Source organism: Vibrio sp. MM46, from assembly GCF_027587135.1.
Lineage (GTDB): Bacteria > Pseudomonadota > Gammaproteobacteria > Enterobacterales > Vibrionaceae > Vibrio > Vibrio harveyi.
The window spans coordinates 17,703-34,237 of the sequence record NZ_JAPPTO010000039.1 but is presented as its reverse complement, the minus strand read 5'-3'; the positions used below and the strand labels follow the sequence as shown (position 1 = coordinate 34,237).

Genomic DNA, 16,535 nt, shown 5'->3' with positions numbered 1-16,535 from the left:
GGCATTTATAATAGTACTTTTGATAGATAATTTCACGAACTATCAAAAAGTATACAAAATGATAGGTTGGTGTTTATGCAACAATAAGTGATGCAAAATTTTAATGAGTGTTTTTAGGCTTTGTTGCTGAATTCTGCTAAATAGCGAACACTAGCTAAATAGACCTCATTTTAAACAACATCCTGAGTTTCAGGCATACCTATCCCAGTTAGCTTGTTGAGTGCTTTGATCATTGCGTAAGTCTCACCCACTTGTGCGTTGTAATTTCGAAGCGTGAGTGATGCACCTAGTAGTTGTTTTACGCGATACATAGCGGTCTCCGATAATGAGCGCTTGTGGTAACCATACTTCTGTTTCCACTTTTTGTTCGAGCCATAGAGCTTTTGGCTGCCAACTGCCAAATTACGTGGATGCCCTTTTTCCCCAGAAAGCGACACCTTCACGCGGGGGGATTAAAGATATCGCTTTGTTAACCCTAATCGCTCTGTGATACTCTCTTGAAGTTAAGGAATCTCAATAACTCCTTGTTATAAGTCGAAGAGTATAATTATTGAGATCATACCAGTGAAGCATATGGTTGAAATGTAAAAAACTCGCCTAACATATTTCTGAATTTTAATTCCTTTATCGGTTAACAAAGCCTTATCGATAAAAAGGATCAAAAAGTTATCAATATAATCTAACACGCCTCTTTTTTCTTTTTTATACTGGCTTATTAGTATGGGGCCTAGGGTTAAACATAATCCTAATGTTAGGAAACTAATAAAAATAATAATTCTAATTAAGTCTTGAATAGTCAAAATTACCTCTAGTAGATAAAAGAACCAGTAAAACTAACATGAGCACCAATTCCAGCACTCAGATCGACACCAGCAGCATTGAAGTTTGGCTGTAAGTTCCCTAAATCATTTGGGTTACCATGTTTACCCGAAAAAAAGTCGGTACTGGAACTTGCTCCAAGCCCGTAAGGTCCAACATTAACTCCCCAGCTAGCCTCTGTTCCTAATGATAGGTCTAGGTTGTTAGAGCATTTTTGCCTTGCTTCATCACCATTATCATTAGGATCAAAGCTAAATCCACCTTCAGCCCCTACACCTGCGTGTAGCTTCCCAAAAGCTTTGCCAGTGTTTGGGTTGTATCCAATGCTAAAGCCTCCCCCAACTCCTGCATAAACACTGAAACCTACAGACCACCGACCATCTGGGTCCACATACCCCAAAGGATCTCCATTTACATATGCATAAAGGTTAATCCCACCTTGCTCTTGTAATGGATCGCGGTTAAGCCAGCGTCGTTGATAAGGCGAATAGAATCGATAACCAAAATATACTAACCCACTTTTGAAGTCACTGCGTTTCGTTGAGTAGCCAAAAGGCTGCTGGCTAAAGTTTCCTCCCTCTACTTGCCCATATGGGGAGTATCGATAGCTCTCAATCTCTTGACCTGACGAATCCAGTACTTTTTGAACGTGCCCTAGATGATTATAAACGTAGGTAAATACCTCATTCTTGGCTTTTGTTACCAGTAATCCGCCAATGCCGCCAGCAGCTAACTTGTCCCACGCATACTCTTGAACTACCTGCCCATGAGCATTACGTTGCTGAAGCTCAATTAACCCGAAACGAACAAACTGCTTATCTTCTACCAACGTTTTATTTTTGTATAATTTATAATGGGTTAGCATATGATTATACGCGTAAACAAATTCCTCGCGATAGATGGTGCTACCTTTTGTAAAGATCAGTTGGGTTAAGCGGTTTTCCGCATCATACTCTGCTTCAAAAGGGACTCCATCATCTAAAATTCCTCTGATAGGGTTACCGTCTTCATCGTACAAAAATGCGTTAGCGTCCCCATTCCATTCGGTGATCTGGTTTAGTTCATTATACTTAGCTCTTGAGGAAACCTTAGGTAAAAACCATGCTGGAGTTCCTGTTTGCTCTGCGACTTGCCCTGCTTCATCAAATCTATATTGATAGTTAGCCAGAACAGAGTCTTTATTCTTGTATGTGATTGAATTCAATTCACCCACTTCATTAAGAGTCGTTTTTTTTGTAATGCCATTAGGTAAAACCTGACTCATAGAGAATGCTAGAGGTGAATAATCATAACGATAAGTAAATAGTTGTCCCAGGGCATTTATCTCGACGATTCTCCCTAAATCATCATATTGGTATGCAGTATTTAATTTCCCATTGACATATAATTCAGATAATAAATTAAGTCGGTTATACTGTAGCAGTATAGTGTCATTATCTTGTGGTCCATCTATCTCTATAAGACGGCCATTTTTTTCATATTTGTATTGTGTATAGCCGACGCCGTCTTTAACTTTGCTAAGTTGACCGAGCTCGTTATAGCTGTATTCGACGTTCGGCGTTTTGTCACTGTAGTTAATCTTACTTAGTTGCTGGTTCTTATTGAAATAAAAAGTTTTTGTTATGCCTCTAGCATTTGTTATTTGCTTGATCCGACCTTTACTGTAGTTGTATTTTAAAGTGCCACCATCCGGATAAATCTTCTTACTTAAGGCTCCTGATGTCGTGTACTCAAAAGAAGTTCGGTTTTGATTTTGATCCGTCAATGACGTTATGAGACCGCTTTTAGAGCGACCAATTTGAATACGCCCTTTAGCTGGGGTAATCACCTCGATAAGTCGTTTCTGCCCATCGTACCGATACTGGTAATCTCGATTACCTGGTAACGTTTCTTTTCTTAACATACGGGGGCAACTACCGAATTGCCGCTGTATTGTTCGATCAGCCGCACTATGGAACTGCGTTAAAGTGTCAATTTTGTTGTATTGAAATCGCATTTCGTAGTCTGCAGCATCTTTAATAGAAGTTACTCGTCCGATATCATCATACTTGTATCGGTTGAGTATCTCTCCTCCTACACGCACAGTTACGATACGTCCTGTGGAATCATGTTCCAGTGTAGTGACCACGCCACTCGCACCTTTGATCGAAGTTAAGTTACCTCCAAGGTCGTAACTATATTCAGTGTCTTCCCCATTTTTATTCGTATACTGAGTTACTTGATGGTTTTTGTTATAACTATACTGTTCGTCACCAAATGGACTAGCGATTTTAATAACATCAACCCCGTTCTCTGCGTATGTATACAGAGTTTCATTACCTAATTTGTCTGTAAACTTTGTCAATAGCCCTTTCGAATTCCATTCGTACAGCTCCGTTAATCCATGTTCGTCTGTCACTGTTTTTACTTTATTGTTGGAGTAGTAAGTAAATTTTTTGTGTGTGCCATCCGGGTTTGTAATTTTTGCGATCTTGCCTTGACGACCATTTGGAGTGACGTATTCATATGTCGTCTTTACTGCATCTTTGAGATTATTGCTCCATTGGTTTGAATATGGGACGTAGTTATCTGCATTTATATACCAGCCCCGATTACTAAACCCATCAAAATAATATTCCTCCTTATCTCCATTCGGGTTCGTTACCGTAATGCGATAGTTCTCCCAAGTAGGAGTCCCTGGGGGGTTATATGCATCTGAGCCATTGGGGATACCATCTGCAGGTTCAATAAAGAATGATGTCGTTCCTTTGGCATCTGTAATAGATTTTATTAGATGATCGCTATCATAGGTAAGTGTGCTGGTATATCCTTCCATATCGGTAAGTGAAATTAGATTTCGCTTATCATCATAAAGAAACTTTGCTTCTCGATTGAACGGATCTCTTACTGTACTAACAAGTCCTTCGGAATTGTATTCAAGTAACGTAAGACGTCCCAAAGCATCTTTAATATGGGTCATCCTTGCAGAATCATCATAATAAAACGTCACCTTTTTACCAAATGGATCAATTTCTTCTAATAAAAAATTTTGCAGTGCTTTTGTGCCTTCAGGGATTCCATATATTTTTTTGCTTCCATCTGAAGAGGTTAGTTTATAGAGACCGTTAGACTCAACGAGCGTTGTTCGGAAATAATTATCTGATTGATACACTCCCTCTGAATTTTTAACGAAAACATCCTCTCGTCCGTCGGGGCTAAAAATAGTTACAGCCCCTCCAGGATCTACAACAAGATAAGTTCCATAATTAAACATCCACTTAACTCCGAAAGGTTCATTCTGAGCTAAAACACTTTGTGTGTTATAGCTGAGCTGGATGTCTACATCTGGTCCAATTGTACTCTTATACCAGAGTGGTGTGTCTTTGATATATAGGTTCATATTGATCATATTAATTGACCAAATGGGAGCCCCCTTAGATGGTTCACAAGGTGGCTCTGGCTCCTCGGGATCTTTACCAGGCTCACCTGGTTCACCAGGAGGTCTCTGTATGCCACAGCAACCTCCATACGTACTTTCCATCTCTGCTTGGCTAAGTGATACTCCAATATGATCACTAGAGCTATCTGTCAAAAGAATTACATTTCCTTCCCACTCTTTTGCTAACTGTTTTTTTGTAAAACTAAAACGGCGATTCATTTGCGGGTCGAAGATATTAAACTTGTCATCATTGTAGTTTTCTAAAACCCAATAATGCCCCCGTCCGCCTGTAGCATCTCGATCGATTTGTAGAATGGATGGAAAAAGCGCGTTAGTAAGCTCATCAACTGTCGCTTTTACAGCAATGGCCTGGTATCCATATTTTTCAGATAAAGAAACCATATCTGCAATGCTAAAGCCGTCATTACCCGGGGCGTACCCCAGAACTTCTTCAGCTGCATCAAACTGATTGTCTTGTTTCAGTAAGTAACTTAATGCTCGTGTACCACAATCAAGAAGACTTCCAGCCCCCTCTTCTAATAAAGATAACTTTCTAATCCAAGTTGATGCATAAGTTCTCAAACGCCAGTCTGGTGAGTTTTCTTTTACTTCTCTAAATAGTTTTTTGGCTTCTAATGGGTTATTTTCCATTAGTCTCAATACTGCTAGACGACTTTTAGCTTTCGCGGTCATCATTTGAGCACCTACATAATCTGATGATTCGTTTTTCTCGATAATCTCTTGAAATAGTTGGTTTGCCAATGAGTATTGCCCTGTAAATCTAGCGTTACAAGCCATGTGTAATGTTGCTTCAGATGCCCAAGCGCTATTAGGATATGTTTTCCTGAAGGCATCAAATTGCTGAGTAGCTCCTTGATAATCATGTTTATTCCAATTTTGAATAGCATGTCCAAAGGCTATTCGCTCATTACTATCATCAGTGTTTAATAGGTCAAACAAACTAAAGCTGTTTTTCTCAACTTTATCTTCTACTGGGGCCGTAGGGCTGAGTATACCTCCCAATTGTCCGGCAGCGACTAACTCGGCATTAGTTGGAGTAGAACTCAAATCCATCGCAACTAAATTGGGTTGTACTTCGTTAATTTTGACTTCGTGTTTCTCGCTCCCACAACCGGAAAGAACACCACTTAAAAGCCCAATAGCTATGATACTATTTTTCATTTTAATCACTTCGTTCAATTTAATTCAGAGAAAGCTTATTAATAATCGAAGACGCGTCAGTTAGGTAAGCATCAAACTTACCGGTTGCTACATTTTCTACCCATTGACCACGAACTCGACTGAAGTTATAGAACCCAATCAAGTCTTGCTCGCCAGGTAAAGGTGGCGTCAACATGTAGCTTTGAACTTCGGTTTTTGTTAGGGCTCGGGACCACAGTTGCACATCATCAAGGACGGCATCCATATGGTCTTGTACGCCGTTGTCGCTGTTCAGTGCGCCGATGATTAAGTTACGAGTATTAGGACTGCCCTTTGAATAACCTGAAAAATCGTCAAATACTCCGCCATTAACGTACACAGTGTACCTATCAAAGCTGCCACCTTCTTCGACAACTAAAGCTAAATGTACCCAGTCGTTAGCAGCAAATGTAATGTCTTCTTTGGAAATTGAGTTATTGCCACCGCCGGCATACATATCACCGTCTTGATCAATACCTAAAAATAGCCGCTTGAATGCCCCACTATCTATTCCCATGCGTTGTATAATGCCTTTTACTTGACTGAACTTTATCCAGGTCATCAGTGTCATCGATTCAGCCATTTGTGGTGTGTAGCCAAGTTGCATTATGTTTTTATTGGCTCGTAAATCTAGTTCTCGGTCACCAGTTGTTATGGAGATACCAGCTTCAGTATCTGCTTTTGATTGGGCAAGTACATATGCCTCCCAATATGTGATGCCATCCAGCTCGATGGTTTTATTTGCATCTGCCACCAATGGGTTGCTACCTGCTTTATATTCCCAATTATCACTCATGCCATCATGGTCACTGTCGATTGAGCATGGGTCAGCAATGACTTTACCTGTCGTCGCCCCCATTTCTACACCATCGGATAATCCATCACCATCACTGTCTGCTACGTAAAGGTCTGTGCACAGTGACATTTCTTGACGGTCCGTTAATCCATCACCATCACTGTCTGGTAGTACATCAGCAACCTTCAACGTTGATGCGTCAGTTAAGTAAGCATCAAATTCACCGGTTGCCACATTTTCTACCCATTGACCACGAACTCGACTGAAATTATAGAACCCAATCAAGTCTTGCTCGCCAGGTAAAGGTGGCGTCAACATGTAGCTTTGAACTTCGGTTTTTGTTAGGGCTCGAGACCACAGTTGCACATCATCAAGGACGGCATCCATATGGTCTTGTACGCCGTTGTCGCTGTTCAGTGCGCCGATGATTAAGTTACGAGTATTAGGACTGCCCTTTGAATAACCTGAAAAATCGTCAAATACTCCGCCATTAACGTACACAGTGTACCTATCAAAGCTGCCACCTTCTTCGACAACTAAAGCTAAATGTACCCAGTCGTTAGCAGCAAATGTAATGTCTTCTTTGGAAATTGAGTTATTGCCACCGCCGGCATACATATCACCGTCTTGATCAATACCTAAAAATAGCCGCTTGAATGCCCCACTATCTATTCCCATGCGTTGTATAATGCCTTTTACTTGACTGAACTTTATCCAGGTCATCAGTGTCATCGATTCAGCCATTTGTGGTGTGTAGCCAAGTTGCATTATGTTTTTATTGGCTCGTAAATCTAGTTCTCGGTCACCAGTTGTTATGGAGATACCAGCTTCAGTATCTGCTTTTGATTGGGCAAGTACATATGCCTCCCAATATGTGATGCCATCCAGCTCGATGGTTTTATTTGCATCTGCCACCAATGGGTTGCTACCTGCTTTATATTCCCAATTATCACTCATGCCATCATGGTCACTGTCGATTGAGCATGGGTCAGCAATGACTTTACCTGTCGTCGCCCCCATTTCTACACCATCGGATAATCCATCACCATCACTGTCTGCTACGTAAAGGTCTGTGCACAGTGACATTTCTTGACGGTCCGTTAATCCATCACCATCACTGTCTGGTAGTACATCAGCAACCTTCAACGTTGATGCGTCAGTTAAGTAAGCATCAAATTCACCGGTTGCCACATTTTCTACCCATTGACCACGAACTCGACTGAAATTATAGAACCCAATCAAGTCTTGCTCGCCAGGTAAAGGTGGCGTCAACATGTAGCTTTGAACTTCGGTTTTTGTTAGGGCTCGAGACCACAGTTGCACATCATCAAGGACGGCATCCATATGGTCTTGTACGCCGTTGTCGCTGTTCAGTGCGCCGATGATTAAGTTACGAGTATTAGGACTGCCCTTTGAATAACCTGAAAAATCGTCAAATACTCCGCCATTAACGTACACAGTGTACCTATCAAAGCTGCCACCTTCTTCGACAACTAAAGCTAAATGTACCCAGTCGTTAGCAGCAAATGTAATGTCTTCTTTGGAAATTGAGTTATTGCCACCGCCGGCATACATATCACCGTCTTGATCAATACCTAAAAATAGCCGCTTGAATGCCCCACTATCTATTCCCATGCGTTGTATAATGCCTTTTACTTGACTGAACTTTATCCAGGTCATCAGTGTCATCGATTCAGCCATTTGTGGTGTGTAGCCAAGTTGCATTATGTTTTTATTGGCTCGTAAATCTAGTTCTCGGTCACCAGTTGTTATGGAGATACCAGCTTCAGTATCTGCTTTTGATTGGGCAAGTACATATGCCTCCCAATATGTGATGCCATCCAGCTCGATGGTTTTATTTGCATCTGCCACCAATGGGTTGCTACCTGCTTTATATTCCCAATTATCACTCATGCCATCATGGTCACTGTCGATTGAGCATGGGTCAGCAATGACTTTACCTGTCGTCGCCCCCATTTCTACACCATCGGATAATCCATCACCATCACTGTCTGCTACGTAAAGGTCTGTGCACAGTGACATTTCTTGACGGTCCGTTAATCCATCACCATCACTGTCTGGTAGTACATCAGCAACCTTCAACGTTGATGCGTCAGTTAAGTAAGCATCAAATTCACCGGTTGCCACATTTTCTACCCATTGACCACGAACTCGACTGAAATTATAGAACCCAATCAAGTCTTGCTCGCCAGGTAAAGGTGGCGTCAACATGTAGCTTTGAACTTCGGTTTTTGTTAGGGCTCGAGACCACAGTTGCACATCATCAAGGACGGCATCCATATGGTCTTGTACGCCGTTGTCGCTGTTCAGTGCGCCGATGATTAAGTTACGAGTATTAGGACTGCCCTTTGAATAACCTGAAAAATCGTCAAATACTCCGCCATTAACGTACACAGTGTACCTATCAAAGCTGCCACCTTCTTCGACAACTAAAGCTAAATGTACCCAGTCGTTAGCAGCAAATGTAATGTCTTCTTTGGAAATTGAGTTATTGCCACCGCCGGCATACATATCACCGTCTTGATCAATACCTAAAAATAGCCGCTTGAATGCCCCACTATCTATTCCCATGCGTTGTATAATGCCTTTTACTTGACTGAACTTTATCCAGGTCATCAGTGTCATCGATTCAGCCATTTGTGGTGTGTAGCCAAGTTGCATTATGTTTTTATTGGCTCGTAAATCTAGTTCTCGGTCACCAGTTGTTATGGAGATACCAGCTTCAGTATCTGCTTTTGATTGGGCAAGTACATATGCCTCCCAATATGTGATGCCATCCAGCTCGATGGTTTTATTTGCATCTGCCACCAATGGGTTGCTACCTGCTTTATATTCCCAATTATCACTCATGCCATCATGGTCACTGTCGATTGAGCATGGGTCAGCAATGACTTTACCTGTCGTCGCCCCCATTTCTACACCATCGGATAATCCATCACCATCACTGTCTGCTACGTAAAGGTCTGTGCACAGTGACATTTCTTGACGGTCCGTTAATCCATCACCATCACTGTCTGGTAGTACATCAGCAACCTTCAACGTTGATGCGTCAGTTAAGTAAGCATCAAATTCACCGGTTGCCACATTTTCTACCCATTGACCACGAACTCGACTGAAATTATAGAACCCAATCAAGTCTTGCTCGCCAGGTAAAGGTGGCGTCAACATGTAGCTTTGAACTTCGGTTTTTGTTAGGGCTCGAGACCACAGTTGCACATCATCAAGGACGGCATCCATATGGTCTTGTACGCCGTTGTCGCTGTTCAGTGCGCCGATGATTAAGTTACGAGTATTAGGACTGCCCTTTGAATAACCTGAAAAATCGTCAAATACTCCGCCATTAACGTACACAGTGTACCTATCAAAGCTGCCACCTTCTTCGACAACTAAAGCTAAATGTACCCAGTCGTTAGCAGCAAATGTAATGTCTTCTTTGGAAATTGAGTTATTGCCACCGCCGGCATACATATCACCGTCTTGATCAATACCTAAAAATAGCCGCTTGAATGCCCCACTATCTATTCCCATGCGTTGTATAATGCCTTTTACTTGACTGAACTTTATCCAGGTCATCAGTGTCATCGATTCAGCCATTTGTGGTGTGTAGCCAAGTTGCATTATGTTTTTATTGGCTCGTAAATCTAGTTCTCGGTCACCAGTTGTTATGGAGATACCAGCTTCAGTATCTGCTTTTGATTGGGCAAGTACATATGCCTCCCAATATGTGATGCCATCCAGCTCGATGGTTTTATTTGCATCTGCCACCAATGGGTTGCTACCTGCTTTATATTCCCAATTATCACTCATGCCATCATGGTCACTGTCGATTGAGCATGGGTCAGCAATGACTTTACCTGTCGTCGCCCCCATTTCTACACCATCGGATAATCCATCACCATCACTGTCTGCTACGTAAAGGTCTGTGCACAGTGACATTTCTTGACGGTCCGTTAATCCATCACCATCACTGTCTGGTAGTACATCAGCAACCTTCAACGTTGATGCGTCAGTTAAGTAAGCATCAAACTCACCGGTTGCCACATTTTCTACCCATTGACCACGAACTCGACTGAAGTTATAGAACCCAATCAAGTCTTGCTCGCCAGGTAAAGGAGGCGTCAACATGTAGCTTTGAACTTCGGTTTTTGTTAGGGCTCGGGACCACAGTTGCACATCATCAAGGACGGCATCCATATGGTCTTGTACGCCGTTGTAGCTGTTCAGTGCGCCAATGAATAAGTTGTAAGCACTGTAAGAATTACGTACTTTAAAAACTCCAGAAAAAGAGTCAAAAAGCTGTCCATTGACATAAACAACATAATTATCGATAGCTCCGTTTTCAGTTCTCACTAAAGCTAAATGAGTCCATTCTCCACTGGAGAAAGTGATGTTATCTTTTGAAATCGCCCCACTTCCACCGCCAGCGTACATATCTCCGTCTTTATCAATGCCTATGAACAAATTATTGTTGCTACCGCCGTAAGTCCCCATACGTTGGGTGATTCCATTAGTCTGATTAAACTTAACCCAACTCATCAACGTCATACTTTGCTTTGCTTGAGGGGTATAGCTAAGTTGCATTGTTTCTTTATTGCCACGTAAATCTAGTTCTCGGTCACCGCTTGATACAACGATTCCAGCTTCTGCATCTTCTCTAGCTTGAGCAAATGTGTATTCTTGCCAATTTGTTATTCCATTGTTATTTGCGTCCTCATTGGCATCTGCAACTAGAGGGTTACTGCCTAATTCATACTCTAAGCGATCACTCATTCCATCATGATCACTATCAAAAGCGCATGGGTTTGTTGCGTAGTTTTGTTTATCTACAATGTATTCTTGAAAATCACTTAACCCATCTCCATCGGTGTCTTGACTGACTTTTGAGGTGCAAATTTTATCTTCAATATGGTCGGCTAAACCATCACCATCTGAATCTAAAGGTTGAACTCTTTTAATAATACTTGAAACTTTATTTCCTAGTGCATCATAAGCTTTAACTTGAAAATAAATAGGATTTTTTATGTTTGATAAGTCACCATGAAAATATGGTTCATTCAGTGATGAAAGATATAAGTTTGGTGTTTCGTTTTCGCCAATATACAACTCGTAAAATATATCTTTTGGGGCCCCATTTAAGCGCCAGTTTACTGAGAAATCAGAATAGTTTTGATGGTTTTTTGATTCAATTTCAAATGAACTAGCGTGGATATCTTTGAGAGGAGATGTGACATTTTTCGATTTCTTTATTTCTCTAATATTAGTAGAGGCATCAGATAAAAAATATACCTCTTCAGAATTGTCAAAGTTTGAAATACGTTTTAATCGACCTAGTTCATCATATGAAAATGAAGTAGCATAGATGTTAAATGGAAAGAGAATTATTAACAATATTATTATAATTCTCATGTTAGACCTGAATAATATATGTAGTTTGGAACATAAGATTGCCGTTAGTTTTTATAAATGAATAAATTCGTACTGTTGCATATTTCCACTATAATTTACAAGTACACCACCTAGGAAACTATGCGGCTCTTCACAAATTGGCTGGAACTATGAAATGTAGGTGTCGTAAATAGCTCATTCTTTTATGTGATAAGCTTTATTTGTTCGAGGTTTTTGGAAGGGTAATAAAAAAGAGAATAAGTAAGAAAAATCCTTCATTCGTAGTAGCTCGCATAAACATGGAACTTTGTTGCGAAATGGTGAATGTGACCTGTTTTAGTGCCACCAAACAGAAGTATCATCTTTACCTGTCGATGTTTAAAACCGTCAGATAAGGGATGAGTAGCCTAATATTTGATAAATAAAGGTGAAGAGTAGTCAATAATTCTTTTACGCAACAAAGCCTAGACATGGTTTTAAACCCCAATGAAAGAAGGAATGGTCTCCTTAAGCAAAAAATCCTAAGGTGCGGATTCTACACTTAATGTGACATATCTAAGTTGGAGGAATATCGCGTCTTAAACTTGCGCTCACAGGGCGTACATTTAATGTACAGGTTACAGATCATATGTTAAATTGACAAAATTAGGGTGATTTTTGCTGGCTCCATTCTCTGATTGCTACAGAATGGCAGAAATCACCCACCTTCCACCTCCATTCCTTGTATTTTCCTCCTGAAAGTTAATTACAGTTTCTCTCCAAATGTTAAACGTTTGTGATGATTTTTTGTTTCGTCTCGATCTCCTACCCTAAGCCTCAAAACTACGACTTTTAAAAAAAAGATCCCACTACGGGATCTTTTTTAATATCGGAGGGTGAGTACCAATCTCACGTCGGCCACTTTAAAAAGAACATTAAACAAACTATAAAAACAGAAAAACCAATCGAAAAATAACCACAAGCCGTAGCTAACTTCATATACCTCGGATTATCTCTTATATCACGCCTATCCAAAACACCAGTGCGCCCCCAATGTAAAAACTTCAGTCCTCCATAAAAAAAAACAGCCGCAACCAAAAGCACACCAAGGCTGTCTTGCAACCACACCATAAAATTATCAATGCTCAATAGATCTCCCCCCCTCACCATCTACACGACTAGTGCGACCTTCGCGCTCGTTATACCCATCTCTACGATTTCCATCCCCGCGCTCCGACTCATCACTTGAAGTCCTCGTTGTATAAACAACAGTACTCTCTGTCACAGAGAGATCTACATCAATAGCGCTTCCAAAGCCAACACTAATCCCTGCTCCAAACAACTCATTATTTGAGTTATAACTTAGCGCGCCGCCAACATTCACTGCACTGCCAAGCTCCCCACTCACCGTTGTAGAGGTTCCTGAAGTCACACTTTCCAATGAATCTGTCGCGAACCCCATCACTGACGCATTAATCTCTAGATCAGTATTGCTTATAGCTACCCCACCACTAAAAGCCACATCAATATCCTTAAAATCACTCGTTACAGTGCCAGCAACTTCCACCTGCCGAACCTGAACACTCACCCCTACCTGAACGACGGGTCTTATATCTGGCCTATTGCTATCTCTTATGTACGACTCCACTGTTGGTTTGTATACATCCCATACTTTGGCTGCATTTTGAACGCCAGTATATTTAGCGAGAACAGCAGGCGCCTCAACAGACTTAGAGGAGTTAGAATTTGCATTAAATGCAGTCAAAACAATATAAGGTACTGCGTCTTTATCTTTAAGGTTCCAATGTGTCATGAGATCTATCGTACTGAAAACCTCAAAGTACTCTCGACCACCACTTTTTTTATACCCGTAACTAAGAAAGTCATCAGAATCACTCTTTAAGCGCAGCGCACCCTTTGAGTCGCGAGTAATCTTTATTGAATGCTTAACAAACTTTGTTTCACAGGTTTCTTGATTAGGACCACCAAACACAACTTTAGTGTGACAACTTCGATGCGTAACAAAGCGAGAGCGGTCAGGTGTAAGAAATTTCACTTCAAAAATAGCCTCATCCCCCAACGTGAAATCTTCCGAATTCTTAAATTCAAAAAACAACCCCGTCCTAGAGGATGATTTAATCGTGCCTGGCTCATCCTCAAAGTAATACGTATTTGTAAACCTAGAGACTCTTATCTCTGCAGCTAAATCCGTAAAAACCACGCTTGCTAAGCGCTCCCCTTGTGCCCACTCCAAGTCACGACCATCAGGGCTTGTCACTTTATCAACATAAACTCTCTGAGGTGGCGGCACTGTCGCCCCCGCACTTGAATAAAACGGCATAACCAAAAGAGCAATAAATAGAATATTTTTCACTGATGCAACTCCTTAGATCAAAGAAGTCAACATACAAACCTTGTAGCACATAAACAACTCAAAATTTATAATTTCGTGATTGATTTATATGAAAAATATATATCAAACTCTCAAGAGACTACATCGTACAAGGGGAAGCCCTAACACTTACTCAGATAAGGGGTTTTGTGCCCATTTCTGCGAAAAGTTCAATAAATGTAGAGGGGGCTAAGCCGGAACCGCCGAAATTCCCGTTTCCAATAGAACTCATCAAACCTCTCTAACATTTTGTTGAATGCATTTTATACTATTTGTTTGTATGTTCGTTGGTTTGTTTGTATGATAACAAACGTACAAACAAAATTTTAAACGTGACAGGAGAACGTAACATGGCTAGAGAAAGAGCTTTTACAGATCAGCAAGTCATTGAAGCTGCAAATGCGCTTTTAGTTGAGGGTAAAAATATCAATGGAACGTCATTACGAAACAAAATCGGAACAGGGCGTCCTTCGGCTTTGATGTCTGCGTTTAAATCACTTGAAGATGCGGGTGAAATCCTCGCACCGACTCTCCCTGATTCAACTGAACAAATGATTACTCAACAGGAGTTACCGCCAGAAATCGCAGAGCGTTTGTCGGTAATGCTTGGTGATGTTGAACAGCTTGTTCACCAGATCAACGACCACGCTCACTACACTGTTGAGCAGCGTCTTAATCAAGCGATTGCAGAAGCAAACGAACGTGCCGCTAACGCAGCAAAGCGCGAAGCAGAATCGATTCAAGAACAAGATAAAGCGTTCGAGCAGCTGGAAGATGCGCTTGAAACGAATACTGATTTACAAGAACAGTTAAAGTTGGAGCAAAAAGAGAGCAGTCGTCTCAATGCTGCGTTGAATGTTGCTCAGAGTGAAACGAAAGCTGCACTTGATAGTGTCGCTGAACGTGATGATCGCTTAGCTGATATGCAGAAACAAATTTCATCGATGCAGCAGCAGCTTAATAAAGCCGAATCTGATAAAGCGAAAGCTCAAGGTCAAGTTGAGTCACTAAACAAACAACTATCAGAAACAGGTCAAGAGCTAAAAACGGCACTGGATAACCTCTCTTTGTCGCAGCAAGCGCAAGCGAAGTCTGAAAGCCAAGTCGAACAGCTAAACAAGCAGTTAGAAGGGAAGTCAGAGGAAATGATGAAGCTGAACACAAGCCTGAAAATGTCCGAAAAAGAATTGGGGTCGTTGCTAGGGCAGGTTGGTTCGTTAACTGACCAGATGGCTAATCAAAAGGCTGCTAACGACCAGTTACAAGGCAAATTCGACGAAGAGAAAGCCGCACATATTCGCGCTGAAAGTCGCATAGAAAGCTTAAATACAGAACTTAATAAGAAGAATGAAGCTCTCTTAGAAACCCAAGCTTCTCTTGGTGAAGCTCAAAAACTGAGTGCGAAGCTAGAAGGTCAATTAATGCAGTATCAAAAGAAGTAAGCGAATATAGAAATATTCACATCTTAATCGTATGCATACGATTAAGATATAAATTATACTATGAATCTCGTTTGTATGCATATGGTTAAAGGCAAATGTCAACAATTCGAATCAGTAAGCAACAAAAGAAATCGCTTTTACTGCTGCATTTCCTAGAACTGCGGTTTGGTAAGCATATACCTGTTAATACGAGTTTTTTACGTACTAAAGTGGAAGCTGAGTTGAATGAAGAAAGCCACGTTGAGATCTCGTTAGCAAAGAATCATTTTTTAGTTTCATTGCGAACGCTTGCCAAACATGGTTATTTAGTTTTTCAGCCAAATACCGGAAAACTAATTAATGATAATGTCAGAGAAACGGAAAGTATGTGGCAATTAACAGATAATGGTCGCCAGTTCGCTGAAACTTATTATTCATCTTTACTAAGACCAAAGCGATCTTACGTGAAATCATAGCTCGCTGATAGAGAAGAGAAAACGCTGATTAATTCGGGTGTACAACTATATGTGCTTGACGTGTCTCTGCATTCCACTCTTTCATTTCAGCAAGGAAAAGTCCATGCTGATTTATCGAGTCGATAAGTTCTGGAGCTCTCTCCAACTGGATGAGCATTGAAAGCGGGGCAACTTGTTTTTGCTCATGGTCAAAGCCATGCTCTATCTGATCTTCAATCATATAAAGGATTCCAGGCTCAGCTTCGCTGCCATCTTCAAACAAGCGTGACTCGATACCTTCTACATCGTAAAGGTGAACGAGTAGGTTATAGAGCTTTTCTGCCCCAACAAGTTTCGTGCGATTGGCCCGCGAGTTTAGATCGTACAATCTCATTTCTAGATTCCCTCCCTGCTTTCGAGCTACATTAAGCATGAGCTTAATGTCTTTTTTGATATTAGATAAACCCTTGTTAGTCACTTTGGGTTTGAGGTATCGGATCAAAATTTCATTTCGGGTGTTGATCGGAACGTGGCGACTCGTCGCTGATACTTTACCAAGTAAGTGAAGTAGGGCGTGAGTCACTAGGTTATGCAGATTGTGGTAATACTCAAAATCTCGTTTGATTTGCATCGCTATTTTAGGTTGCTC

General features: G+C 41.1%; 7 protein-coding genes and 1 pseudogene. 2 read left to right on the top strand and 6 right to left on the bottom strand.

Annotated features, from left to right (window positions below; translation table 11 throughout):
- Nucleotides 1-170: 170 nt before the first annotated feature.
- The 5 genes and pseudogenes from OH459_RS26410 to OH459_RS26390 all read right to left on the bottom strand — a co-directional run.
- A pseudogene (locus tag OH459_RS26410) lies at nucleotides 171-501 on the bottom strand (IS5/IS1182 family transposase); the annotation flags it as partial.
- A 307-nt stretch (nucleotides 502-808) separates the two neighbouring features.
- A complete protein-coding gene (locus OH459_RS26405; protein WP_269989522.1) occupies nucleotides 809-5,419 on the bottom strand; it encodes an RHS repeat-associated core domain-containing protein in 4,611 nt (1,536 codons plus the stop codon).
- A 19-nt stretch (nucleotides 5,420-5,438) separates the two neighbouring features.
- Complete coding sequence (locus OH459_RS26400; protein ID WP_269989521.1) at nucleotides 5,439-11,660, bottom strand: LamG-like jellyroll fold domain-containing protein; 6,222 nt, start codon at nucleotides 11,658-11,660, stop codon at nucleotides 5,439-5,441.
- Nucleotides 11,661-12,527: 867 nt separating this feature from the next.
- A complete protein-coding gene (locus tag OH459_RS26395; protein WP_230689957.1) occupies nucleotides 12,528-12,767 on the bottom strand; it encodes a hypothetical protein in 240 nt (79 codons plus the stop codon).
- A complete protein-coding gene (locus tag OH459_RS26390) occupies nucleotides 12,757-13,992 on the bottom strand; it encodes a hypothetical protein (RefSeq protein ID WP_017817461.1) in 1,236 nt (411 codons plus the stop codon). The genes OH459_RS26395 and OH459_RS26390 overlap by 11 nt, the downstream gene beginning before the upstream one ends.
- A gap of 368 nt (nucleotides 13,993-14,360) precedes the next feature.
- Between OH459_RS26390 and OH459_RS26385 the strand changes: the two genes are divergently transcribed.
- Together OH459_RS26385 and OH459_RS26380 are read left to right on the top strand one after the other, a co-directional pair.
- Entirely contained in the window at nucleotides 14,361-15,452 is a 1,092-nt protein-coding gene (locus OH459_RS26385) for a DNA-binding protein (RefSeq protein ID WP_017817462.1), read from the top strand.
- 95 nt (nucleotides 15,453-15,547) lie between these two features.
- Nucleotides 15,548-15,907, top strand: coding sequence for a hypothetical protein (locus OH459_RS26380; RefSeq protein ID WP_017191122.1), 360 nt, complete (start codon nucleotides 15,548-15,550; stop codon nucleotides 15,905-15,907).
- 28 nt (nucleotides 15,908-15,935) lie between these two features.
- Here the strand turns inward: OH459_RS26380 and OH459_RS26375 are convergent, their stop codons facing one another.
- Nucleotides 15,936-16,517 (bottom strand): DUF2913 family protein, encoded by a 582-nt coding sequence (locus tag OH459_RS26375; protein ID WP_050908921.1) that lies wholly within the window; start codon nucleotides 16,515-16,517, stop codon nucleotides 15,936-15,938.
- Between the last annotated feature and the right edge of the window lie 18 nt (nucleotides 16,518-16,535).

Excerpts from the sequence above, each read along its gene's own strand:
- OH459_RS26405 (WP_269989522.1), bottom strand. The coding sequence starts at position 5,419 with ATGAAAAATAGTATCATAGCTATTGGGCTTTTAAGTGGTGTTCTTTCC.
- OH459_RS26400 (WP_269989521.1), bottom strand. The coding sequence starts at position 11,660 with ATGAGAATTATAATAATATTGTTAATAATTCTCTTTCCATTTAACATC.
- OH459_RS26385 (WP_017817462.1), top strand. The coding sequence starts at position 14,361 with ATGGCTAGAGAAAGAGCTTTTACAGATCAGCAAGTCATTGAAGCTGCA.
- OH459_RS26380 (WP_017191122.1), top strand. The coding sequence starts at position 15,548 with ATGTCAACAATTCGAATCAGTAAGCAACAAAAGAAATCGCTTTTACTG.
- OH459_RS26375 (WP_050908921.1), bottom strand. The coding sequence starts at position 16,517 with ATGCAAATCAAACGAGATTTTGAGTATTACCACAATCTGCATAACCTA.